The organism is Pseudoalteromonas sp. NSLLW218, assembly GCF_015864775.1.
GTDB lineage: Bacteria > Pseudomonadota > Gammaproteobacteria > Enterobacterales > Alteromonadaceae > Pseudoalteromonas.
Genome location: NZ_JADYWO010000005.1, coordinates 34,754 through 55,651, shown reverse-complemented (window position 1 = coordinate 55,651; position 20,898 = coordinate 34,754). Strand labels below are relative to the sequence as shown.

22 protein-coding genes and 1 pseudogene are annotated in these 20,898 nt (G+C 39.4%); 6 read left to right on the top strand and 17 right to left on the bottom strand.

Features of this window, described 5'->3' with window-relative positions; genetic code table 11:
* Nucleotides 1–95: 95 nt before the first annotated feature.
* The 8 genes and pseudogenes from I6E80_RS08770 to tkt form a co-directional block, all read right to left on the bottom strand.
* Nucleotides 96–379, bottom strand: a pseudogene (locus tag I6E80_RS08770) (helix-turn-helix domain-containing protein).
* A gap of 59 nt (nucleotides 380–438) precedes the next feature.
* Nucleotides 439–855, bottom strand: a complete 417-nt coding sequence (locus tag I6E80_RS08765; protein WP_197185358.1) for a GNAT family N-acetyltransferase — start codon at nucleotides 853–855, stop codon at nucleotides 439–441.
* Nucleotides 856–874: 19 nt separating this feature from the next.
* A complete protein-coding gene (locus I6E80_RS08760; RefSeq protein ID WP_197185357.1) occupies nucleotides 875–1,330 on the bottom strand; it encodes a GNAT family N-acetyltransferase in 456 nt (151 codons plus the stop codon).
* Nucleotides 1,331–1,564, bottom strand: coding sequence for a hypothetical protein (locus I6E80_RS08755; protein WP_197185356.1), 234 nt, complete (start codon nucleotides 1,562–1,564; stop codon nucleotides 1,331–1,333). It abuts the gene before it with no gap.
* 104 nt (nucleotides 1,565–1,668) lie between these two features.
* Nucleotides 1,669–2,844 carry an NRAMP family divalent metal transporter gene (locus tag I6E80_RS08750; RefSeq protein WP_197185474.1) on the bottom strand — a complete coding sequence of 392 codons (1,176 nt, stop codon included), beginning with the start codon at nucleotides 2,842–2,844 and terminating at the stop codon, nucleotides 1,669–1,671.
* Nucleotides 2,845–3,046: 202 nt separating this feature from the next.
* Nucleotides 3,047–3,403 (bottom strand): ribosome-associated translation inhibitor RaiA, encoded by a 357-nt coding sequence (gene raiA / locus I6E80_RS08745; protein ID WP_007376058.1) that lies wholly within the window; start codon nucleotides 3,401–3,403, stop codon nucleotides 3,047–3,049.
* A 177-nt stretch (nucleotides 3,404–3,580) separates the two neighbouring features.
* Nucleotides 3,581–3,895, bottom strand: a complete 315-nt coding sequence (locus I6E80_RS08740) for a pyrimidine/purine nucleoside phosphorylase (RefSeq protein ID WP_002958974.1) — start codon at nucleotides 3,893–3,895, stop codon at nucleotides 3,581–3,583.
* Between the two features lie 184 nt (nucleotides 3,896–4,079).
* Nucleotides 4,080–6,071 (bottom strand): transketolase, encoded by a 1,992-nt coding sequence (gene tkt, locus I6E80_RS08735; RefSeq protein ID WP_197111075.1) that lies wholly within the window; start codon nucleotides 6,069–6,071, stop codon nucleotides 4,080–4,082.
* Nucleotides 6,072–6,374: 303 nt separating this feature from the next.
* On the opposite strand from tkt, the gene metK reads away from it, so the two are divergent.
* From metK to serA, 5 genes are all read left to right on the top strand, one after another.
* Nucleotides 6,375–7,526 (top strand): methionine adenosyltransferase, encoded by a 1,152-nt coding sequence (gene metK, locus I6E80_RS08730; RefSeq protein ID WP_024600601.1) that lies wholly within the window; start codon nucleotides 6,375–6,377, stop codon nucleotides 7,524–7,526.
* Between the two features lie 175 nt (nucleotides 7,527–7,701).
* On the top strand, nucleotides 7,702–8,247 hold the full coding sequence (locus tag I6E80_RS08725; protein ID WP_076925204.1) for a hypothetical protein: 546 nt from the start codon (nucleotides 7,702–7,704) through the stop codon (nucleotides 8,245–8,247).
* Between the two features lie 18 nt (nucleotides 8,248–8,265).
* On the top strand, nucleotides 8,266–8,862 hold the full coding sequence (locus I6E80_RS08720) for a 5-formyltetrahydrofolate cyclo-ligase (protein ID WP_101164181.1): 597 nt from the start codon (nucleotides 8,266–8,268) through the stop codon (nucleotides 8,860–8,862).
* A gap of 53 nt (nucleotides 8,863–8,915) precedes the next feature.
* Nucleotides 8,916–9,569, top strand: a complete 654-nt coding sequence (gene rpiA, locus I6E80_RS08715) for a ribose-5-phosphate isomerase RpiA (RefSeq protein WP_197185355.1) — start codon at nucleotides 8,916–8,918, stop codon at nucleotides 9,567–9,569.
* A gap of 9 nt (nucleotides 9,570–9,578) precedes the next feature.
* The gene (serA, locus tag I6E80_RS08710; protein WP_024600597.1) at nucleotides 9,579–10,808 is read left to right on the top strand and encodes a phosphoglycerate dehydrogenase; all 1,230 of its coding nucleotides are present in this window, start codon (nucleotides 9,579–9,581) and stop codon (nucleotides 10,806–10,808) included.
* Nucleotides 10,809–10,873: 65 nt separating this feature from the next.
* On the opposite strand, the gene panP is transcribed toward serA, so the two are convergent.
* Nucleotides 10,874–12,499: a pyridoxal-dependent aspartate 1-decarboxylase PanP gene (panP, locus tag I6E80_RS08705; protein WP_024594075.1), complete on the bottom strand. Its 1,626-nt coding sequence runs from the start codon at nucleotides 12,497–12,499 to the stop codon at nucleotides 10,874–10,876.
* A gap of 264 nt (nucleotides 12,500–12,763) precedes the next feature.
* Here panP and I6E80_RS08700 point away from each other — a divergent pair, with 264 nt between their 5' ends.
* A complete protein-coding gene (locus I6E80_RS08700; RefSeq protein ID WP_024600596.1) occupies nucleotides 12,764–14,644 on the top strand; it encodes a GGDEF domain-containing protein in 1,881 nt (626 codons plus the stop codon).
* Nucleotides 14,645–14,650: 6 nt separating this feature from the next.
* On the opposite strand, the gene I6E80_RS08695 is transcribed toward I6E80_RS08700, so the two are convergent.
* The 8 genes from I6E80_RS08695 to folB form a co-directional block, all read right to left on the bottom strand.
* Nucleotides 14,651–15,322, bottom strand: coding sequence for a tRNA (guanosine(46)-N(7))-methyltransferase TrmB (locus tag I6E80_RS08695; RefSeq protein ID WP_024600595.1), 672 nt, complete (start codon nucleotides 15,320–15,322; stop codon nucleotides 14,651–14,653).
* Nucleotides 15,322–16,089, bottom strand: coding sequence for an ABC transporter permease (locus I6E80_RS08690; RefSeq protein ID WP_007584748.1), 768 nt, complete (start codon nucleotides 16,087–16,089; stop codon nucleotides 15,322–15,324). Before I6E80_RS08690 ends, I6E80_RS08695 begins: the two co-directional genes overlap by 1 nt.
* Entirely contained in the window at nucleotides 16,090–17,019 is a 930-nt protein-coding gene (locus I6E80_RS08685; RefSeq protein ID WP_024600593.1) for an ABC transporter ATP-binding protein, read from the bottom strand.
* On the bottom strand, nucleotides 17,019–17,639 hold the full coding sequence (locus tag I6E80_RS08680) for a flavin prenyltransferase UbiX (protein ID WP_024600592.1): 621 nt from the start codon (nucleotides 17,637–17,639) through the stop codon (nucleotides 17,019–17,021). The genes I6E80_RS08685 and I6E80_RS08680 overlap by 1 nt, the downstream gene beginning before the upstream one ends.
* Before the next feature lies 1 nt (nucleotide 17,640).
* Nucleotides 17,641–18,996, bottom strand: coding sequence for a UDP-N-acetylmuramate:L-alanyl-gamma-D-glutamyl-meso-diaminopimelate ligase (gene mpl, locus I6E80_RS08675; protein WP_024600591.1), 1,356 nt, complete (start codon nucleotides 18,994–18,996; stop codon nucleotides 17,641–17,643).
* Between the two features lie 177 nt (nucleotides 18,997–19,173).
* Nucleotides 19,174–19,974 (bottom strand): undecaprenyl-diphosphate phosphatase, encoded by an 801-nt coding sequence (locus I6E80_RS08670; protein WP_197185354.1) that lies wholly within the window; start codon nucleotides 19,972–19,974, stop codon nucleotides 19,174–19,176.
* Complete coding sequence (gene folK / locus I6E80_RS08665) at nucleotides 19,971–20,459, bottom strand: 2-amino-4-hydroxy-6-hydroxymethyldihydropteridine diphosphokinase (RefSeq protein WP_007584740.1); 489 nt, start codon at nucleotides 20,457–20,459, stop codon at nucleotides 19,971–19,973. Before folK ends, I6E80_RS08670 begins: the two co-directional genes overlap by 4 nt.
* Nucleotides 20,460–20,819 (bottom strand): dihydroneopterin aldolase, encoded by a 360-nt coding sequence (gene folB / locus I6E80_RS08660; RefSeq protein ID WP_007584738.1) that lies wholly within the window; start codon nucleotides 20,817–20,819, stop codon nucleotides 20,460–20,462.
* Nucleotides 20,820–20,898 lie beyond the last annotated feature (79 nt).

Sequence of the window (20,898 nt, the reverse complement as noted above, 5' to 3'; positions counted from 1 at the left end):
AAACTATAAAGTTATGAGATAGTGTCTTTTTTGCCTTTTAAAATAAACCTGAGTATATCTAAATCACCCTTTTACATAGATGAACTTTATAAAACTCACAACTCAGCTATGTGATTTAACACTTCAGGATGACGCTGCACAAGCTTTAGCAATGTTATCGCTTGCCCATTTGGTGCGCTGCGTCCTTGTTCCCAATTTTCGAGCGTTCTTGCTTATGTATTCTGGATGTTTCTCGAATATTCACTACTTCATCAGGGGAGACAACAAGATCGTTAATATCATTTACTGAATAAGTGCGTAACGTAAGCTTTCCTTGTGAATGTGCTTTAGCGTCCACAAGTGCTGTCGTTAATTCTGAAAATAAATCACGTTTGCTCATTGCGCAATACCTTTGAAAGCTATCTTAATAATCTTGATATCATGCAGCAATATTTATTATTACTTGCTAATAAACTTACACATTCCGAGCCCTAAACCATCGCCATCGCGTTTTACATAACCATATTGTGTATAAAAGCTTTCTTTACCGTGAGCACTTAATAAACCTATAGTAGCGCCATTAGAGCAGGTGTTGTTTAGGTAGTTTTCAATGTGGGTCATAACTAAATGACCTATGCCTTGTTTTTGATAACTTGGCGCAACAATTACATCTTGAATATAAAAATACATTGCGCCATCACCGATTATTCTACCAGTGCCTATCAACTTATCAGTGTCGTACACTGTAACCCAAAAAAGTGAGTTTTCGATGCTTGCTTTTAATGTTTTATCGTCAGGGTTTTGCCACTTTACTTGTGTGCGTAAATTTGCAAATGCGTCTAATACTGGAGCGGTATGTTCAATTTTGTATTTCATAATCTCCCCACTCTCACTTTTAAAGCGCTTTACTCATAAACAAGCTGTACGGATCTAGCTTATAATCACCAAAGGGTTCGCATTCTTTAAAACCAAATTGAGTGTAAAGCTTTTGTGCGGGCAAAAATGCCTCTGCTGTTCCGGTTTCTAGGCTTAGCTTTTTATAACCTCGCAGTGTTGCTTGCTCAATAATATGCGAGAGTAACTTAGCGGCTATACCTTGACGTAAATAGCTGCTTGATGTGCGCATTGATTTAATTTCGCCTTCGGTCGCATTTAGTGCTTTTAAAGCGCCAACACCCGCTAAATTATTATCAATCCATAAGCTATAAAAAGTTATATCGGGCTGAGTGAGTTTACTCACATCAAGTGCATGCACACTCTCAACAGGCGAATGTTTTAGCATATCGTTATGATGCGCTTGTAGTAGCTTTATAACGTGTGGGTTTGAAAGCTCGCCTACTCGAATATCCATTTATACCTCGTTTAATTTTAGAGTATTAATATACTTAATATAAAGTCCCAATAACCTTATATTTAATTCACCATCATTAGAAGCTATAACGCTACCGACTGATTTCGAATTATCTAAGCTCCCGATTCGCATTTCAAATTTTGTATTATCAAAACTATCTATAAAGATATGGCTTCCATTTTGCTCATCAAAATATGATGCATAATTGTCTGAAACAGACATATCAAATTTCATAGCTTCCTCCTTGTAAACTAAAACTTACCAATAAAAATTAGCAAAGCTTAATAAAGACGTTGCCAAAGCATTAGTTTAAAGTGCTTATGTTTACGCAGCTTAATTTAGGCTGCTAGTTTCCACACTACAAATGCGACTGCAAAACCAACTAAATACACCAAACCTAACCAACTTAAACAGCGCAGTAACACGCTGTGTGTAATATCAGGCTCTGAGCGCACTAAGCTAAAGTTAAGCCATGCAAAAACAGGTGTTGTAACAAATGAAAGTGTCATCGCAAACGTAAGCATGGGACCAAGGGCTGATTTAAAAAATAAAATAACCGCCATACCGGCAAGTGCTTGTAGTATTAACCAAATATTTAGGCTGTGTTTTGATTGCTTAAAGCCAAGTAGTTTATGAGATTCGTTAAGCGTGCGGGCGTAGCCATCAAGCACGGTGAGTGTGGTGCCAAACATACATAAAAAAGCGATTGCTGATACCAGCGGTCTTGCCCACTCGCCTATTGTTAATGCGTACATATCAATAAGCTGCTTGGCAAACGCGACACCGCCGAGTTCTATACTGCTAGTTTGCCCATACTGTACCAATACACCTAAGCTAAAAAATACTAAGGCTAAGCCAGCTGTAAGCCAGTAACCTACGTTAAAATCGAACAGGCCTTGGCTTTTAGAAACTGTTTGCTGCGCTTGTTTTTCTTTTAGCCATAAAGAACTTAATGCAGATATTTCGATAGGGGCTGGCATCCAGCCCATTAAAGCCACCATAAAGCTAAGCATGGCAAGTTCATACGGTGAAGGCCCTATGTAATCAGCAGGTGCCATTGGGCCGTTACTAAATGCAATGGCAAGGGCAATCAAAGTAGCGAGCGTCAGCAACCCCATAATGCCTTTGGCAACGTTATCTAGCGCTTTAAAGTGCCCAAGTAGCAATATAACTAAACATACTCCCAACAGCATCCAACAAAGCAAGGTTACTTCAATAACAATAGGCAGCGCGTAATGCAGTAAGCTTGCGGTAAGCAGTAATACACCGGCGGTATTAACTACAGCAGCTACAATGTTTAAACCAATAAAGCTGTAAAAGTAAAACGGGCCTTTGCTTTTATAGCCCTCCACTAGGCTATTTTTAGTAGCGAGTGTGTATTCCATCCCAAAGCGAAAAAACGGGTACTTTAAAACATTAACAACGAGGATAAGCCAAAATAATTGCCAGCCAAATATTGCCCCAGCTTGCGTAGAGGCAACTAAGTGAGAACCGCCAATAGCGGCTGTTGCCATTAGGATCCCAGGGCCAAGCGCACCTAGTCGAGACTTCCATACTACTTTTGTTGTGTGCATTAATTTCTCAAAATATGTGTGTTGTGTGTTCTTTTTATTAATTTTTATAATTAATAAACTGCAAGAGCGCATAACTTACCTAAATTACAGGCAATAAAAAAGAGCCATACGGCTCTTTTTTACAATACTTTGTGACTAAATTTTATTTAAGATCCATCTCTTGGATGATCTCGTGTGCGATTTCAGGTGTAGTGCTAACAGGCTTTTCGTGTAAGTTTGCTTTTATCTGCCCTTTTCGATGTTTTAGTGCCGCATCGAGTTTTTTAGCTGCGCTTGCAATGGCTGGGTACATAACTTCGTTTTCCCCTTTTACCGATATGCGCGTGCCTTCGTAATTAGTGCTAATTTCAGCTTGGATTTTATGATGCTCTTTAGACAAAATAATATCGAGTGCAATAAGCGATGGAAAATGGCTCTCGATTTTTGAAAATTTTTCGTTGATGTGCTCTCTAATAGAGTCAGTAACTTCAACATGGTGACCAGAAAGATTAATTTTCATAGGGTATCCTTTTATTTGTTACCTCATAAATAGTATTGGGGGCTATTTAGATTAACACAAGGAAAAAAGAGAGATATTTGAGGTTTATTTGCGGTTTTTGGTGATTTAAATCATGCGTTGCGCAAAGTTTATGCAAAGCCCATAGTGCATGGGCTTTCAGACGTCTAGCTGTGCTGGTTAATCTGTGTACGAACAACAGTAGTCAGCAAAATCAGATACTTTTACTTTAAAGCTTACATTTGCATCAACATTAAACGATTCACCTGCGTTAAATGTTTTCCATTCGCTTGCTCCTGGTAATAAAATATCCCATTGGCCAGCTAAAAGCTCCATGCACTCTTTTTGGTTTGTATCAAAAACAAACTCACCTGGTTGCATAAAGCCTAACGTTTTCGCTTCTCCATCACCTAAAATAACGGTACGGCTCGACACTTTTCCGTCAAAATATACATTGGCTTTTTTTACTACACTTACGTTATCGAACTTTGGCATTTTTAGCTCCTGCTATTAATTTAAGATTTTTATTTATAAATTTTATCGCACTACCTTGCCTGATAGCTTACTTTCTTGCAAGGAAAGCAGCATTGTTCAAGGTGAAGTTGCTTCATGTAAGGGCATAAAAAAACCCGCAACATGTGCGGGTTTTTCAATTACTTACTTTATTTAATCAAAGCGATTAAAAAAGCTCGTTTGCTTTGCTTACAATGTTTGCCACTGTAAAACCAAAGTGCTCAAACAGCTCGCCTGCAGGCGCCGACTCACCAAAGGTAGTCATACCTACTACTGCGCCATTTAGGCCTACGTACTTGTACCAGTAGTCAGCAATACCTGCTTCTACTGCTACGCGGCGTGAAACAGATGCCGGTAATACGCTTTCTTTGTATGCTGCGCTTTGATCTTCAAAGGCATCAGTACATGGCATAGATACAACACGTACCTTTTTACCTTGGCTGCGTAGTTCGCTTGCTGAATCTTGTGCTAGTTGCACTTCAGAACCTGTTGCAATAAAGATAATCTCTGGGTTGCCGTCACAGCTAAGGATGTAACCACCCTTCTTAACATCTGCTAATTGCTGTGCGTCACGGGCTTGTTGCTCAAGACCTTGGCGAGTAAAGATTAACGATGTAGGACCGTCTTTACGCTCAATAGCTTGTTGCCATGCAATTGCCGATTCAACTTGGTCACATGGACGCCAGTTGTATAAGTTAGGCGTTAAACGCATGCTTGCAATTTGCTCTACTGGTTGGTGAGTTGGACCATCTTCACCTAGGCCGATTGAATCGTGCGTGTATACAAAAATGCTTGGTTGCTTCATTAATGCAGCCATACGTACGGCATTTTTTGCATATTCAACAAACATTAAGAACGTAGCACCGTAAGGAATAAAACCTTTATGAAGGGCAATACCATTCATAATTGCCGACATACCAAACTCACGTACACCGTAGTAAATGTAGTTACCGCTTGCGTCGTCGTGCGTTAAACCTTTAGAGCCATCCCAAATTGTTAAGTTTGAGCCTGCTAAATCGGCTGAGCCACCCATGAATTCTGGTAATAACGGACCAAATGCGTTTAAAGCATTTTGCGATGCTTTACGAGACGCTGGGTTTGCAGGGTTTGCTTGAAGTTGCTCAATGTACGCTTGAGATTTTTCAGCCCAATCGCCAGGAAGTTCATTGTTAATACGACGCTTGTATTCTGACGCTAGCTCTGGGTATGCTTTTGCGTATGCTGCAAATTTTTCGTCCCAGCTTGATTCAAGCTGTTGACCTTTTTCTTTGCTATCCCATTGTGCGTAAATATCATCAGGAATTTCGAACGCATCGCCAGTCCAACCTAAGAATTCGCGAGACGCTTTAATTTCGTCATCACCTAGTGGTGCACCGTGACAATCGTGGCTACCAGATTTATTAGGTGAGCCGTAACCAATAATTGTCTTACAACAAATTAGTGATGGCTTATCGGTAATGCTTTTAGCTTCTGCAATTGCAGCACTAATAGCATCGCTATCGTGGCCATCAACACCACTAATTACATGCCAACCGTATGCTTTAAAGCGAGCTGGCGTGTCATCTGTAAACCAACCTTCTACTTCGCCATCGATTGAAATGCCGTTGTCATCCCAAAATGCAACAAGCTTACCTAAGCCTAGAGTGCCTGCAAGTGAACCTGCTTCATGAGAAATACCTTCCATAAGGCAGCCATCGCCCATAAATGCATAGGTAAAGTGATCAACAATATCGTGACCTTCACGGTTAAACTGTGCAGCTAGCGCTTTTTCAGCAATTGCCATACCTACGGCATTTGTGATCCCTTGACCTAATGGACCCGTAGTAGTTTCGATTCCTGGTGCATAGCCGTATTCTGGATGACCTGGTGTTTTAGAATGCATTTGACGGAAGTTTTTAATTTCGTCCAGTGGTAAGTCGTAACCACTTAGGTGCAATAGAGAATAGATAAGCATTGAACCGTGGCCGTTTGAAAGAATAAATCTGTCACGGTCAGCCCACTCTGGATTCGTTGGGTTATGTTTTAGATAATCGCGCCATAATACTTCTGCGATATCAGCCATGCCCATAGGGGCTCCAGGGTGGCCAGATTTGGCCTTTTGTACTGCGTCCATTGACAAGACGCGAATAGCATTTGCAAGTTCTTTGCGAGATGGCATGAATTCTCCTACCTTATATGTGTATTTGCGCGGGTATTTATGTGTTTGTTTATGTAACCAAATAACTTGGATACTGTTATGTATCCATTCTTACTTATTGTGGGGGCGGTGTGCAATTAAAAACCCCAGAAAAGGCAGCATTATGAATTTTTTTTGAGACTAGAACGACATTCGTAATTTTATTTAGACGTCTAGGCGTAAAAACACTATGCAATGCGTTTTGTTTTCGATAAAATACGCCCCTTAATTTTTTAGCGCTAATACCGACATTTGTGAAGCGCAATATTTGTGAGCAGAAATACAATGGCAAAACATTTATTTACTTCTGAATCTGTTTCTGAAGGTCATCCGGATAAAATCGCCGATCAAATCTCTGATGCGGTACTTGATGCAATCCTAGAGCAAGACTCTCAGGCTCGCGTAGCGTGTGAAACTTACGTTAAAACCGGTATGGTTATGGTTGGTGGTGAAATCACTACTAGCGCATGGGTTGATATCGAAGAAATTACACGTAAAACAATTCGTGACATTGGCTACACAAATTCAGACATGGGCTTTGATGCCGATTCATGTGCAATTTTAAACACTATTGGTAAACAGTCTCCAGACATTAACCAAGGTGTTGACCGTACTAGCCCAGAAGAGCAAGGCGCGGGCGATCAAGGCTTAATGTTTGGTTACGCATGTAACGAAACAGAAGTACTAATGCCTGCTCCAATTACTTACTCACACCGTTTAGTACAGCGCCAAGCGCAAGTACGTAAAAGCGGCGAGCTTAACTGGTTACGTCCAGATGCAAAATCTCAAGTTACTTTTGCATACGAAAACGGCAAACCAGTAGGTATTGATGCTGTTGTACTTTCTACTCAGCACAGCGAAGACATTTCACAAAAAGATTTAGTAGAAGCTGTGATGGAAACAATCATCAAGCCTGTACTTCCTGCAGAACTTATTACAAGCGCAACTAAGTTTTTTATAAACCCAACAGGTCGTTTTGTAATTGGCGGACCAATGGGCGATTGTGGTTTAACTGGTCGTAAAATCATTGTAGATACATACGGTGGTATGGCTCGTCACGGTGGTGGTGCTTTCTCTGGTAAAGATCCATCAAAAGTTGACCGCTCAGCAGCATATGCAGCACGTTACGTTGCTAAAAACATTGTTGCTGCTGGTCTTGCTGACAAGTGTGAGCTACAAGTTTCTTACGCAATAGGTGTTGCAGAGCCTACTTCTATCAGCGTTGAAACATTTGGTACAAGCAAGCTAGAAGAAAGCCGTTTAATCGAGCTTATTCGTGAACACTTTGACCTACGCCCTTACGGCTTAATTCAAATGCTTGATTTAGAGCGCCCTATCTACCTTCCTACAGCGGCTTACGGCCACTTTGGTCGTGACGAATTCCCTTGGGAACGTACTGATAAAGCAGACGCACTTCGCGCAGCTGCTGGCCTTTAAGCCAAAAGTTTTGTAATAAATTAAAAACGGCCCTTTTAAGGGTCGTTTTTGCATCTAAAACTTATTCGCTATATTGTTTGTAGAGCGTCTACAAAATAACTATAAAATCGACCTCGAATTCTTTTGTACTTTAGGTATATACTCATTTCATTATAAAAGCTTTAGGGATAGTTAAATGGCCGATAACTTTCGCGTTATATTTGCAGGACTTGCCGATAACGTTGATATAAAAACAGCATGTACAAATTTAGCTGCAAAATTAAAAACGTCAGATGAAAAAGTAGCTCTTTTTTTTAAAGGCAAGCCACTGTTTGCGCCAAGCGATAAAGACAAAGCGTTAAAACAGGCTAAGTTACTAGCGAGCTTAGGCATTAAAAGTAAGCTTCAAGCTGTTTCAAACGCTATTCAAAATAGCTCTGCCCCTGCTGCAAACAACCAACGTGATGAACGTATTTTTGATGCTCTCGATTACATCACTAGCAGCTTAATTCGCCTTGAAGAAAAGTTAGACGAGCTAGAGCAACGCCTTCCTGAAGCTCAATTAAAAGCACCAGACGAAAATGTTGACGAATGGCAAGATGACGACCTAATGCTAGATGAGGATTTAGCGCCTCCTAAAAAACGCAGTAACTTACTTTTATATTCATTGATTGCAACTGCCACCATTTTGCTAGTAGTACTGGCTGTTTTTTTAATTTTTCCCGATTTATTCTCTTTTTAAGAATGGCTAATTAATTTAATGAGTAATAAACGCGCAAAAATAAGAGCAGAAATTCGTAACACCCGTAAAAACTTGTCAAATAATCAGCAAATAATTGCTGCGCAATCGCTAAAAATGAATTTTATTCAACATTTAAAAAGCGAAAAAACAACGAATTCAAAGCATATTGCCATTTACTTAAGTAACGATGGGGAGTTAGACACTTCATTGTTAATTAAAGAATTATGGAGTTTAAACCATACCGTTTACCTACCTATAATACACCCATTCAATGGCGCTAATTTACTATTTCAGCGCTATGAGAAAAACTCACCCATGAGAGCAAATCGCTATGGTATCTTGGAGCCTAAGCTGAACTGCTCTCAAATATGCCCATTACCAGTGCTTGATTACCTCCTTATGCCATTAGTTGCATTTGATAAACAAGGTAATCGCCTAGGAATGGGAGGTGGGTTTTACGACCGGACTTTGGCGCGTTTACACGAACAAAATTGGCAAAAACCACAACTAATTGGCCTTGCACATGAATGCCAAAAAGTTGAGGCCCTACCAATCGAGTCGTGGGATGTACCACTTAAAACCATTATCACCCCAGATAAAACATACTGTTGGTAACAATTAAATTTGATTACTAACCGCATATTTCTGACATACATGAGCACAAAGCAATGACACAAGACGAATTAAAAAAAGCAGCTGCTTGGGCAGCACTCGAGTTTGTAAAAGAAAACACCATTGTAGGTGTGGGTACAGGCTCTACTGTTAATCACTTTATTGATGCCCTTGGCTCAGTAAAGGACACTATTGTAGGCGCTGTATCAAGCTCAGAAGCCTCAACCGCGCGCCTACAAGCGTTGGGTATTGAAGTATTTGAGCTTAATAACGTTGCTGCTTTAGATGTATACGTTGACGGCGCTGACGAAATAAACGCTCAAAACGAAATGATTAAAGGCGGCGGCGCAGCGCTAACACGTGAAAAAATAGTAGCGGCAGTTGCAAAACAGTTTGTGTGTATTGTTGATGACAGAAAACTGGTAGATACATTGGGCGACTTCCCGCTTCCGGTAGAAGTTATTCCAATGGCACGCAGCTACGTTGCACGAGAATTATTAAAGCTTGGTGGTGACCCTGTTTATCGCCAAGGCGTAGTTACCGATAACGGTAACGTGATATTAGATGTATTTAACTTAAAAATTACCAATGCTAAACAACTTGAAGCACAAATAAATTCAATTGTTGGCGTAGTTACCAACGGCCTATTTGCGATGCGAGGTGCTGATAAAGTGATTATCGGTACCAAAAATGGGCCACAAATTAAATAGGATGAGGTTATGAGTAAGGTATCGTTAGCAAAAGACAAAATTAAAATTCTCTTGCTTGAAGGTGTTCACCAAAGCGCTGTTGAAACGCTAAAACGTAACGGTTACAGCAATATCGACTACGTTAAAACATCCTTACCTGAGGACGAGCTTAAAGAGCGCATTAAAGATGTTCACTTTGTAGGACTTCGTTCTCGTACTCATATTAACCAAGCCGTATTAGACTCAGCTGACAAACTAGTTGCTGTTGGGTGTTTTTGTATTGGTACAAACCAAGTTGATTTAGATGCAGCACGCGAACGCGGTATTGCTGTATTTAACGCACCATTTTCTAATACTCGCTCAGTTGCTGAACTTGTACTTGGTGAAATTCTACTTTTATTACGCGGTATTCCAGAGCGTAATGCAGCGGCTCATCGTGGTGGCTGGTTAAAAACAGCAAATGGTTCGTTTGAAGCACGTGGTAAAACTTTAGGTATTATTGGCTACGGTCACATTGGTACTCAGCTAGGTATTATGGCTGAAAATATCGGTATGAACGTTGAATATTACGATATCGAAGATAAGTTATCACTGGGTAATGCAACACAAGTTCATAACCTAACTCAGCTGTTACAACGCTCTGATATTATTAGCTTACATGTACCAGAAACACCGCAAACTAAAAACCTTATTGGTAGCGCAGAACTTGCTGTTATGAAGCAGGGGTCTATTTTGATCAATGCCTCACGCGGAACTGTGGTTGATATTGATGCTCTTGCAGAAGCGCTTACAGAGAAAAAACTAAGTGGTGCAGCAATCGATGTGTTCCCTACTGAGCCAAAATCTAACGATGAAGAATTTGTATCGCCACTGCGCCAATTCGACAATGTTATTTTAACGCCGCACATTGGTGGTTCTACACAAGAAGCACAAGAAAACATTGGTATTGAAGTAGCGGGTAAACTGGCTAAATACTCAGATAATGGCTCAACTATTACTGCGGTTAACTTCCCTGAAGTATCGCTGCCTGAGCTTGCTAATCGTAGCCGTTTATTACACGTACACCACAACCGCCCTGGTGTACTAACGCAAATTAACCAAGCGTTTGCACAGCACGGTATTAATATTGCTGCGCAATACCTACAAACAGACGCATCTATTGGTTATGTAGTTATTGATGTAGATACAGATCAATCTGAAGTAGCACTTAAAGAACTAAGCGCTGTTGAGGGTACAATTAGAGCACGTATTCTGCATTAGTAATTAATCAACTATTCTAATATCAAAAAGGGTCACTTCAAAGTGACCCTTTTTTTGTATTTAGTTTACATGTACTTTCTTAAGTATTTTTTGAATACCGGATCTGTTGCAGCCAACTCTTTTTGCTCAGCCAATATCTCTTTTAAAATAGCGCCTGAGGTAAGCGGGTTTGCAAGTACCACTCTAAATACAACGGTAGGTTGATTGTCGTATTTAGAAGGCGTTAAACGAGTACGTGATACAAATGAGCGACCAGACTCTCGTTGACGCTTTTGCATACTGGCAGTAAAACGATTCAATGAAGCAAAAATATCTAACCGAGTTGCAGCATCTGCATCGGCTATTGCTTGTTTAATTTGCTTAGGTACATAACGATACGTTAATAGGCACAACTCAGGTTCTGAGATAAGCTCAAAGTCTTCATCAGCTTTGATTAAGTCAGCAAAGTAATGTGCTTTTTTGATGCTTCGATCAATCAGCATTTCGTAACCTTTACGACCAATAACACGTAAGCAAGCATGTACTAACATTGCCATACCAGGTCGGCTGCCTTCAAGCGTGTGGCTACCTAAGTCTTTTGAACCTTTACGTAATATGTACTCAGCGTGATGCTCTATTGCATCTGTGGCAGCGGGATCTTTAAATAAAACTAAGCCCGCTCCCATTGGTACATACATTTGTTTATGTGCATCGATGGTAATTGAATCTGCTCGCTCAATCCCTTTTAGTAAAGGGCGATGCGTGTTCGATAAAAGGGTCGCTCCTCCCCATGCAGCATCTACATGAAAATGGCAGTTAATGTCTTGTGCTAAGTCGGCCATTTCATCAAGTGGGTCAATATTACCGGTTTCGGTTGTACCCGCTACCCCAATAATCGCCATTACTTTAATGCCTTGCGATTCAAGCTCACGTGCTTTTTCGCGCATAGCTCCTACATCAACTTTATTATTTTCGCAGGTTTTAATACCAATTAAGTTATCGCGACCAATACCGAGTAAATCAACTGATTTACCTAATGAGTAATGTCCGCGTTCTGATATTAATACTGCTAAACCTTTATAGCCGTAATGCAGCATACCGGCAATTAGGCCTTGTGCGCCAATACCTCTAAAATCACCATCGGGTTTTAATAAGCGGTTTCGCGCAATCCAAAGCGCAGTAATATTAGCAACCGTTCCACCTGAGCAAAATGCACCTAATGAGGTTTTAGCACTGTGCATCCATTTAGAATAAAACGAATCTTCTTGCCCATAAGCTAAATGATGCATCATTCCAAGCACTTGACGCTCAAGAGGCGTAAACGCTTTAGACGTTTCTATTTTTACTAGATTTTGATTTAGCCCTACCATCAATTTTGACAGCGGTAATAAAAAATGCGGCAAGGCAGAGGTCATATGACCAATAAAGCTAGGCGCAGCTGTATGCACAGAATGCGCAACAAGTTGCTCCATTATGTCTTGAGCATAAGCAGATACAAACGTTGGATCCTCTGGGATTACTGCCGACTGAAAATCTTTTTCGATTTCATGTAATGGTTTTTCAATTGCCGCTATATTTTCGTTTAAGAAACCTGCTAAATTACTCGAAATTTCAAGCTCGATTTTGCTTAAAGTTGAGTCTGGCGCTTCAGGTACAGTAAATATACGCTTAAGGCTTTCTTTAGAGGCGACGGCACAACGCTTTTGATCCATCTCAATACCTAGTGTGTGTAGCTAAAACACGCGCTTACCCATCAAAAACTCCTAATTATTAGGACATTTAGAGCAATCGTGTTTCTTTAAAAATTGCGCTAACTTTACTGCAATATAACTAAAATGTCTCGTTTAAACCTATAAAAGCAATCAAAGCGATGACAAAAAAATGATAATTTAATTAAAATTTGACTAAACCTAATTATTTATTGGGCATTTACTTATTTTGGGTATAATAAATTTGATAACAAAAAAGGGACACATATGCCAGAAGGAAGAGTCAAAGTTAGTTGGATAGTGGCAGGCTTTAGCTTATTTTTAATAAGCTTGCTTACCTATGTTTACTACACTTACCAAACCACGCGTGCTGAAATAATGCAGTCGGTTGATAATCGCTTACTTAATGCCGCCACCAGCGTTAAACATATTCTAGGTGAAAATTACTTAAGTGCGGTTAATCAAGGCGACAACATAAGTTTTTCTTACTATCAAAATAAGAGTAAACAGCTCTCTGAGTTTGCTCAAGCACTTGATATTGCTTATGTGTATTCAATGATTTTAAAAGACGGAAAGGTTCTTTTTAGCTCATCAAGCTACACGCAAGACGATCAGAATAATGGCAAAGTAACTCAATTTTTAGATCTCTACCCTGAAGCTACCGATGCAAATATAAGTGCTTTTTACTCAACCGAGCCTGTATTTGAAATATCGAGCGATCAGTGGGGCCACTTTAAAACTATTTTTATTCCTTACGTTGACCCTATTAACGGCAATACCTATTTAACGGGTGCCGATATAACTATTTACAATTTAAACGAGAAACTTAAAGAAAGTGTATCGAAAGCTGCTGCAATGGCGAGCTTCTTCTTTTTTATCGCGATACTTGTTGCCGCCATATATATTTATTTACTAAAGCGCTCTTTAGCAACTGACTCAAGTACTGGTTTTTCTAATCATATTGCTCTTGAGTACTTTATTAAAAAAAGTAATGCTCATCACATGCAGTTAGCCGTTATTTGGGTTAATGAAATAGAAGATATAAACAGTTTCTACGGCACTGAAGTGGGTGATAAAGTAATGAAAAACTTACTCATTCACTTTAAACTCAGAAGCTCTGCGCATTGCCATATATACAGACTAGCAACCAACAAAATAGTATTACTCGCGCCTAAAGAAATGAGTAATGACGAATTTACCGATCTCGTAAAAACATATAACTTTAATACCCCAGTGTTAACTGACCCTTTTATTTATATAACTCTATGTGCAGGTATTGCCAGTGGTAATAAATCGCTACTACTTGAAAACGCTCATATAGCGGCGCTGCAAGCAAAACAAGGCAGACATAGCGTAGTTAACTACTCAAAAGCGCTACACGATGTAAAAACGCAATATCAATACAATGTTGAAATGGCTAAAGAGGTGCGTGAAGCGTTTGATAACAACCGTATAGTGCCTTACTTTCAACCCATTATTGATACTAATACCAATAAAGTTGTTCAATACGAATGTTTAGCTCGAATGGTAACAGCGCAAGGTGAAGTATTAAAACCTGATGCATTTTTAAATGTTGTTACTCGCTCAAGAATGGACGGAATACTTACCCGTACTATATTTTCACAATGTGTTAGTCGCTTTAGAAAAACAGATATTTGCTGGAGTTTAAATATAACTGCACAAGATATGCTCGACCCTAATTTAAGTGAGTTTATTGCAGACGAACTTAAGCGTTACCCGCATCCTGGTAATATCACACTAGAGCTTTTAGAAACCCAAGCTATTGCTAACTTTTCTGAAGTAAAAGCATTTATTGGAATGGTTAAAACGAAAGGCGTTAAGGTTATTATTGATGACTTTGGTAGTGGTTATTCAAATATATCAAACGTACTTAAGCTGGAAGTAGATGGTATTAAGCTCGATGGCGCACTAATAAAGCAAATAGTGAATGACAAAGATATCTACTTGTTTATTGAACATATAGCCAGTTTTGCTAATCAACTTGGTTTACAATTAATGGCAGAATCCGTAGAAAATGCAACCATAGTAACCGCACTTAAAAAGGCGAATGTGACACTAATGCAAGGCAACTACTTTGCCCACCCAGTGCCACATGTTAATACGGTTACAGAAGAATTAGCACTTTAACTTACTTTAGCAAGGTAAGTTTATAACGAGTCGGTGGCTTTGCTGGCCACTGGCCCAGTATTTACGCTCAAAAGGCGTAATTGCATCGTCTGATTCATAAAGTGTCACATCGCAAGGGTTGCCTGTTAATTCAAGCGCCCGAGCAAACTCCTTAACGTAAATATCCCAATTGCTGCGCACTTCTAATTTTCCACCTAACTTAACGATAAATGGAAAAATAGCTGCGCCATGCCAGCGCCTACGAATATGCTTAGATTTAGGCCACGGGTTTGGATACAACAAATAATGGTGCGTAGGTTGCCAATTAGCAGCGACCGCTAAACGCCAAAAGTCATTTAAGTCTGCTTGCACTAAGATGTACTGACCACTGTCGGTTTGCTTATATTCAACATCGTGCTTATCTAAGCGGTGCGACGATTTATCAATACCGATTACAAGTGCATCAGGATGGCGCTTAGCTAAGTTAGCTGAGCTTTCACCTACGCCACAACACGAGTCTAAAATAAGCGGACCACTAAAGGCTTGTACTTTGGCATTAACCTCGTCAAATGCGGCTTGGGTATGAGCTGCAATTGGCTTTTTAAATTCAGCATCTAAGTGCTTATTTACTATTTCATCAAGCTTTTCGTGAATACCCGCTTGATTAGATACAATACTACGTGAATTTGCATCACTCATTAGTGTCTTAGCCCCACACCTTTTTTGATCAATGTAAGCGCCAATGTAAATAACGCTGTTATAAATACTAAAATAACCCCAAGAGCCACGCTCAAATCAACATCCGACACACCTAAAAAGCCATAACGAAATGCGTTAACCATATAAATTATAGGGTTGATTTGTGATACATTCTGCCAAAACTCAGGCAGCAACGTAATTGAATAAAATACACCGCCTAAGTAAGTTAATGGCGTTAGTATAAAGGTGGGGATAATGCTTATATCGTCAAAACTATTTGCGTAAATTGCATTAATTAAACCACCTAAAGCAAACACAGCTGAGGTTAAAATAACCGTCGCCATAATTACAAAAATATTATGAATTTGGATATCAACAAATAATAACGACACACAGGTCACTATAAAGCCCACCATAATACCGCGTGTCATACCGCCACCCATATAACCTAGAACAATGATGTAGTTAGGTACAGGTGCAACTAAAAGCTCTTCAATACTTTTTTGAAACTTTGTTGAGTAAAAACTAGAGGCTACGTTGGAATAGGAATTAGTAATAACCGACATCATTATAAGGCCAGGTACAATAAACTCCATATAACTAAAGCCGCCCATATCACCAATACGTGAACCAATTAAGTTACCAAAAATAACAAAATATAAGCTCATCGTAATTGCTGGCGGTACTAAAGTTTGCACCCAAATACGTAAAAAACGAATACATTCTTTAATCCATAAACTCTTTAAGGCTACACCATATTTAAACATTTACTCGCCCCGCCCTTGCTCTAGTAATCCTACAAATAACTCTTCTAATCTGTTTGCTTTATTTCGCATACTCAACACAGTATTACCTTGAGCTGTTAATGCACTAAATACAGCATTTAAGCCTTGAGACTTAGCGACTTCCACTTCAACAGTATGATCGTCCGTCATGGTAAATTTATAACCTTCAAGCGTGACAGGGCTTGCTGGCATTTTTAAATCTAAAATAAAGGTTTCTTTATCAAGCTTTGCAAGCAATGCTTTTATGGTGGTGTTTTCAACAATTCGGCCATTATCGATTATGGCGATGTTTTTACACAGTAACTCAGCTTCTTCAAGGTAGTGTGTAGTTAAAATAATAGTAACGCCTTGCTCATTTATTTGACGTAAAAAATCCCACATTGAACGGCGTAATTCTATATCTACACCCGCTGTTGGCTCATCAAGTATAAGCAACTTAGGTTCGTGCATAAGGGCACGCGCAATCATTAATCGGCGTTTCATACCGCCTGAAAGCGTACGTGCTTGTTTGTCTTTTTTCTCAAGTAAGCCAAGCTGTGCTAAGTATTTATCAGCACGTTTGTGGGCTTCGCCACGTGGCACACCATAATAACCGGCTTGGTTAACAAGTATTTGGCTAAGTGTTTCAAACTGACTAAAGTTAAACTCTTGCGGCACTAAGCCTAAATGCGCTTTTGCAGCTTCTAAATCAGTATCAATATTACAACCAAATACTTCTACCTTGCCTTTTGTTTTATTAACAAGTGACGAAATAACACCAATAGTGGTTGATTTACCTGCTCCGTTTGGACCAAGTAAAGCGAAAAAGTCGCCCTCTTTAACTTGTAAATCAACGCCTTTAATAGCCTCAACACCATTTTTGTAAACCTTGGTAAGGCCTTCTATATTTAAAGCAATATTTTGCTTATTCATTACTTACCCTCACCATAACCCCAACGTTTTGTTAGGTTATGTTCAATGTTTAAATGATCTAAAATTCTTGCCACCATAAAATCGACTAAGTCTTCAATACTTTGTGGCTTATGATAAAAACCAGGCGCTGCTGGCATTATGGTCACACCTAAACGAGATAACTTAAGCATATTTTCTAAATGAATTTCGTTAAATGGTGTTTCGCGCGGCACTAAAATTAACTGTCCGCGTTCTTTAATAACGACATCGGCGGCGCGCTCTAATAAGTTATCTGACGCCCCTACTGCAATTGCAGAAACCGACCCAGCACTGCATGGACATACCACCATTTTTTTAGGTGCAGCAGAGCCCGAAGCCACAGGGCTAAACCAGTTATCTTTACCGTATACTTTTAACTGCTCAGATTTAGCATTAAACAGCGTACTTAACTGCTCAGTGGCTTTATCTTCGTTACCAGAGAGCTTAATATTTGATTCTGTATCAAGCACCACTCGTGCTGCACTTGAGATAAGTACGTAAACTTGAAATTGCTGCTCAAGCAATACTTCAAGTAACCTTAAACCATAAGGTGCACCTGATGCACCGCTAAAAGCGAGCGTAATTCTATCTTTAAATTGCACACTATTCTCCGCTGTATTTATCAGCTAAACCATCAACAAGGTGTTGATGAAGGCCATTAAAACCACCATTGCTCATAATTAAAATATGTTGATTAGGCTCAATATTTTCAAGCACCGTATCAATAATTGTTTGTGTGCTGCTAAAGCACTGCATACCCGCTTTATCTGCTTGCTCTTTTAGCGACCAATTTAGATTCTCTGGTTCAAAAAGTAGTACGTCGTCAGCATCACGCAGTGAATCTAATAATGTATATTGATGCACACCCATTTTCATGGTGTTTGAGCGCGGCTCTAAAATAGCGATAATTTTTTCATCGCCTACTTTTGCGCGCAGTCCTGCAAGCGTAGTTTTAATTGCTGTTGGGTGATGCGCAAAATCGTCATACACCTTAATATTATTTATATCAGCCTTTAGCTCCATACGCCTTTTAGGGCTAATAAACTCACCTAAGGCATCAATACTATGATCAACAGCTATACCCACATGGCGCGCTGCTGCGATAGTCATAATTGCATTTTTAACGTTATGCTCGCCTATTGCTTGCCAGCAAACAGTGCCCTGCTTTTCGTTATTTAAAAGCACATTAAACTCACTACCGTCGGCTTTTATTAATTCATAGCTCCAATCATCGCCTAACGTTTCGCTTTCGCTCCAAAGCCCTTGTGCTATTACATCGTTAAGCGCTACGTCTTGCTTAGGCCAAATTACCTTGCCGCTTTGAGGTAATGTACGCATTAAGTGATGAAATTGTTTTTTTATTGCGTTTAAATCTTCAAAAATATCAGCGTGATCGAATTCAAGATTGTTTAAAATAAGCGTACGCGGAAGGTAGTGTACAAACTTACTGCGCTTATCAAAAAAAGCAGTGTCGTATTCATCGGCTTCAATAACAAAAAATGGCGTTTCGCCGACTTTGGCCGATACACCAAAATTTTGGACTATGCCGCCAATTAAAAACCCTGGTTTTAAACCTGCGTACTCTAACACCCACGCAAGCATACTTGCTGTGGTTGTTTTACCATGCGTACCGGCGACAGCAAGTACCCACGAGTTTTGTAATAAATTATGTTTAAGCCATTCAGGGCCAGAGGTGTAAGGCAGACCTTTATCAAGCACATATTCAACACACGGGTTACCACGACTCATTGCATTACCGATAACTACCATATCTGGCTTTGGCTCTAATTGAGATACATCGTAGCCTTGAGTCAGTTCAATGCCAAGCTCTTCAAGTTGCGTACTCATTGGTGGGTAAACGTTTTGATCAGAACCCGTTACTTTATGACCTAATGATTTAGCAATGGCTGCAATGCCACCCATAAACGTGCCACAAATGCCCAAAATATGTATATGCATATACTTTCCTTAAATCGTATGCTCACTTTACAGCTATGCAAAGTTTAATGGCGCTATAATGCCAAAATTCGTGCTTAGTTACCATTGCGAGTAAGCATTTCACTCGTGCCAAAATGTCCACTTGATAATAAAAAAGCCTTCTTAGTTAGAAGGCTTTTTTATCTAGTCAATTATTTTCTACATCATTAAAAATACAATCAAACCGACACCGAGTAATAAACGATATATCACAAATGGCAACATACCCATTCGCTCTATTACTTTTAAAAACATAAATATACATGCATAAGCCGATAAGAACGATAGCACCACACCCAGTAATAATGTATTCCAATCAACTACATGGTCACCCAGTGCAAGCTCTGCAATATAATAAAGCCCCATCATAGAAATAATCGGAATCGCTAGTAAAAACGAAAAACGCGCTGCGCTTTGTTTATTCATACCCAACATTAAACCAGCGGTCATCGTGATACCTGATCGAGAAGTACCCGGGATCATTGCAACAGCTTGTGCAAAACCAATAATAAGTGCTGTTTTCCAATTAAGCTGATAAATAGTTTTAATTTGCTTACCTTTTGCATCCGCGTACCAAAGCAATAAACCAAACACAATTGTGGTAGTAGCAATTACCAAAGCGCTTCGTAGGTACAACTCTATAAAATCTTTTAAAAGTAAACCTAAAATAGCGGCAGGCACTGTACCTAATATAATCCACCAGCCTAATTTACTGTCATCGGTAGTGCCTTGCTTACCAAAAGATTTAAACCATGCGCTTAGTATATCTACTACTTCTTTACGAAAATAAATAACGACGGCTATTAAAGTACCAACATGTACTGCTACGTCAAACGCAAGCCCTTGATCTTCCCAGCCTAAAATTTGCGATGGGAGAATTAAATGCGCAGAGCTCGATATTGGTAAAAACTCAGTAAATCCCTGTATGAGGGCTAAAATAATTATTTCGATAATACTCATAGGTTAGAAAACTCCACCTTCCATAGCTTTTGTTGAGGGTTATTATATTCATTCCATAACTGCGCAATCGTTTGCTTAGCTACAGGATGATAAAAATCTGGGGCAACCTCACTCAGAGGTTGTAATACAAATGCATTTTTAGTTATTTCATCACGTGGTAATTGCGCTGGGGAATCGCAAGTTACATCATCATAAAACAGTAAATCTAAATCGAGCGTTCGTGGACTGAATTTTTTATCGTTTGCTGTACGCCCATTATCACGTTCTATTTGTTTTAATAAAGCGCATACATCAGCAAGCGACATATCAGTTGTAGCGCCAACTACTGAATTATAAAAATTATTGCCAGCAAACCCAACTGCTTCACTTTCAAAAACAGACGAGTGCACAATGTGCTCAAAGTGCTGTTTAAGTGCAATTAATGCACATTGTATATAATGCGCTTTATTTATATTTGACCCTAGGCTGATATAAATTTGGGCCATTTAGTCAGTTGCCTTAACACGTGTAATTTCAACACCCACAGTTTGTGCTTGTGCTACTGCTGCAGGTTTACTTACTCTTATAGTAACTTGTGGCGTATTAAACTCGCTTAAAATAATCTCAGCCAACTGCTCAACCAAAGTTTCTAGCAACTCAACAGGTTTTGCAGTGCAGTGCTTAATAACGCGTTCGCTTACTTTTGAGTAATCCAGTGCTAAATTAATATCGTCATTTTCGGCTGCAGGCTTAATATCACTAAGCATTTCAATATCAAAATAAAGGCTCTGTTTACTTTCTTTTTCAAAGTCGTACACTCCAATAATAGTGTCGACGTGCAATTGAGATATAAAAACCTTATCCATTGATACTCCAAATAACAACAAACGACTAAGCAACGATATAAAGCATCAATAAAATTAATACTGTATATGGTTTAGCCAG

Bases quoted from the DNA above. Each gene is read 5' to 3' on its own strand.
- I6E80_RS08765 (WP_197185358.1), bottom strand. From the start codon at position 855: ATGAAATACAAAATTGAACATACCGCTCCAGTATTAGACGCATTTGCA.
- I6E80_RS08760 (WP_197185357.1), bottom strand. From the start codon at position 1,330: ATGGATATTCGAGTAGGCGAGCTTTCAAACCCACACGTTATAAAGCTA.
- I6E80_RS08755 (WP_197185356.1), bottom strand. From the start codon at position 1,564: ATGAAATTTGATATGTCTGTTTCAGACAATTATGCATCATATTTTGAT.
- I6E80_RS08750 (WP_197185474.1), bottom strand. From the start codon at position 2,844: ATGGCAACAGCCGCTATTGGCGGTTCTCACTTAGTTGCCTCTACGCAA.
- raiA (WP_007376058.1), bottom strand. From the start codon at position 3,403: ATGAAAATTAATCTTTCTGGTCACCATGTTGAAGTTACTGACTCTATT.
- I6E80_RS08740 (WP_002958974.1), bottom strand. From the start codon at position 3,895: ATGCCAAAGTTCGATAACGTAAGTGTAGTAAAAAAAGCCAATGTATAT.
- tkt (WP_197111075.1), bottom strand. From the start codon at position 6,071: ATGCCATCTCGCAAAGAACTTGCAAATGCTATTCGCGTCTTGTCAATG.
- metK (WP_024600601.1), top strand. From the start codon at position 6,375: ATGGCAAAACATTTATTTACTTCTGAATCTGTTTCTGAAGGTCATCCG.
- I6E80_RS08725 (WP_076925204.1), top strand. From the start codon at position 7,702: ATGGCCGATAACTTTCGCGTTATATTTGCAGGACTTGCCGATAACGTT.
- I6E80_RS08720 (WP_101164181.1), top strand. From the start codon at position 8,266: ATGAGTAATAAACGCGCAAAAATAAGAGCAGAAATTCGTAACACCCGT.
- rpiA (WP_197185355.1), top strand. From the start codon at position 8,916: ATGACACAAGACGAATTAAAAAAAGCAGCTGCTTGGGCAGCACTCGAG.
- serA (WP_024600597.1), top strand. From the start codon at position 9,579: ATGAGTAAGGTATCGTTAGCAAAAGACAAAATTAAAATTCTCTTGCTT.
- panP (WP_024594075.1), bottom strand. From the start codon at position 12,499: ATGGATCAAAAGCGTTGTGCCGTCGCCTCTAAAGAAAGCCTTAAGCGT.
- I6E80_RS08700 (WP_024600596.1), top strand. From the start codon at position 12,764: ATGCCAGAAGGAAGAGTCAAAGTTAGTTGGATAGTGGCAGGCTTTAGC.
- I6E80_RS08695 (WP_024600595.1), bottom strand. From the start codon at position 15,322: ATGAGTGATGCAAATTCACGTAGTATTGTATCTAATCAAGCGGGTATT.
- I6E80_RS08690 (WP_007584748.1), bottom strand. From the start codon at position 16,089: ATGTTTAAATATGGTGTAGCCTTAAAGAGTTTATGGATTAAAGAATGT.
- I6E80_RS08685 (WP_024600593.1), bottom strand. From the start codon at position 17,019: ATGAATAAGCAAAATATTGCTTTAAATATAGAAGGCCTTACCAAGGTT.
- mpl (WP_024600591.1), bottom strand. From the start codon at position 18,996: ATGCATATACATATTTTGGGCATTTGTGGCACGTTTATGGGTGGCATT.
- I6E80_RS08670 (WP_197185354.1), bottom strand. From the start codon at position 19,974: ATGAGTATTATCGAAATAATTATTTTAGCCCTCATACAGGGATTTACT.
- folK (WP_007584740.1), bottom strand. From the start codon at position 20,459: ATGGCCCAAATTTATATCAGCCTAGGGTCAAATATAAATAAAGCGCAT.
- folB (WP_007584738.1), bottom strand. From the start codon at position 20,819: ATGGATAAGGTTTTTATATCTCAATTGCACGTCGACACTATTATTGGA.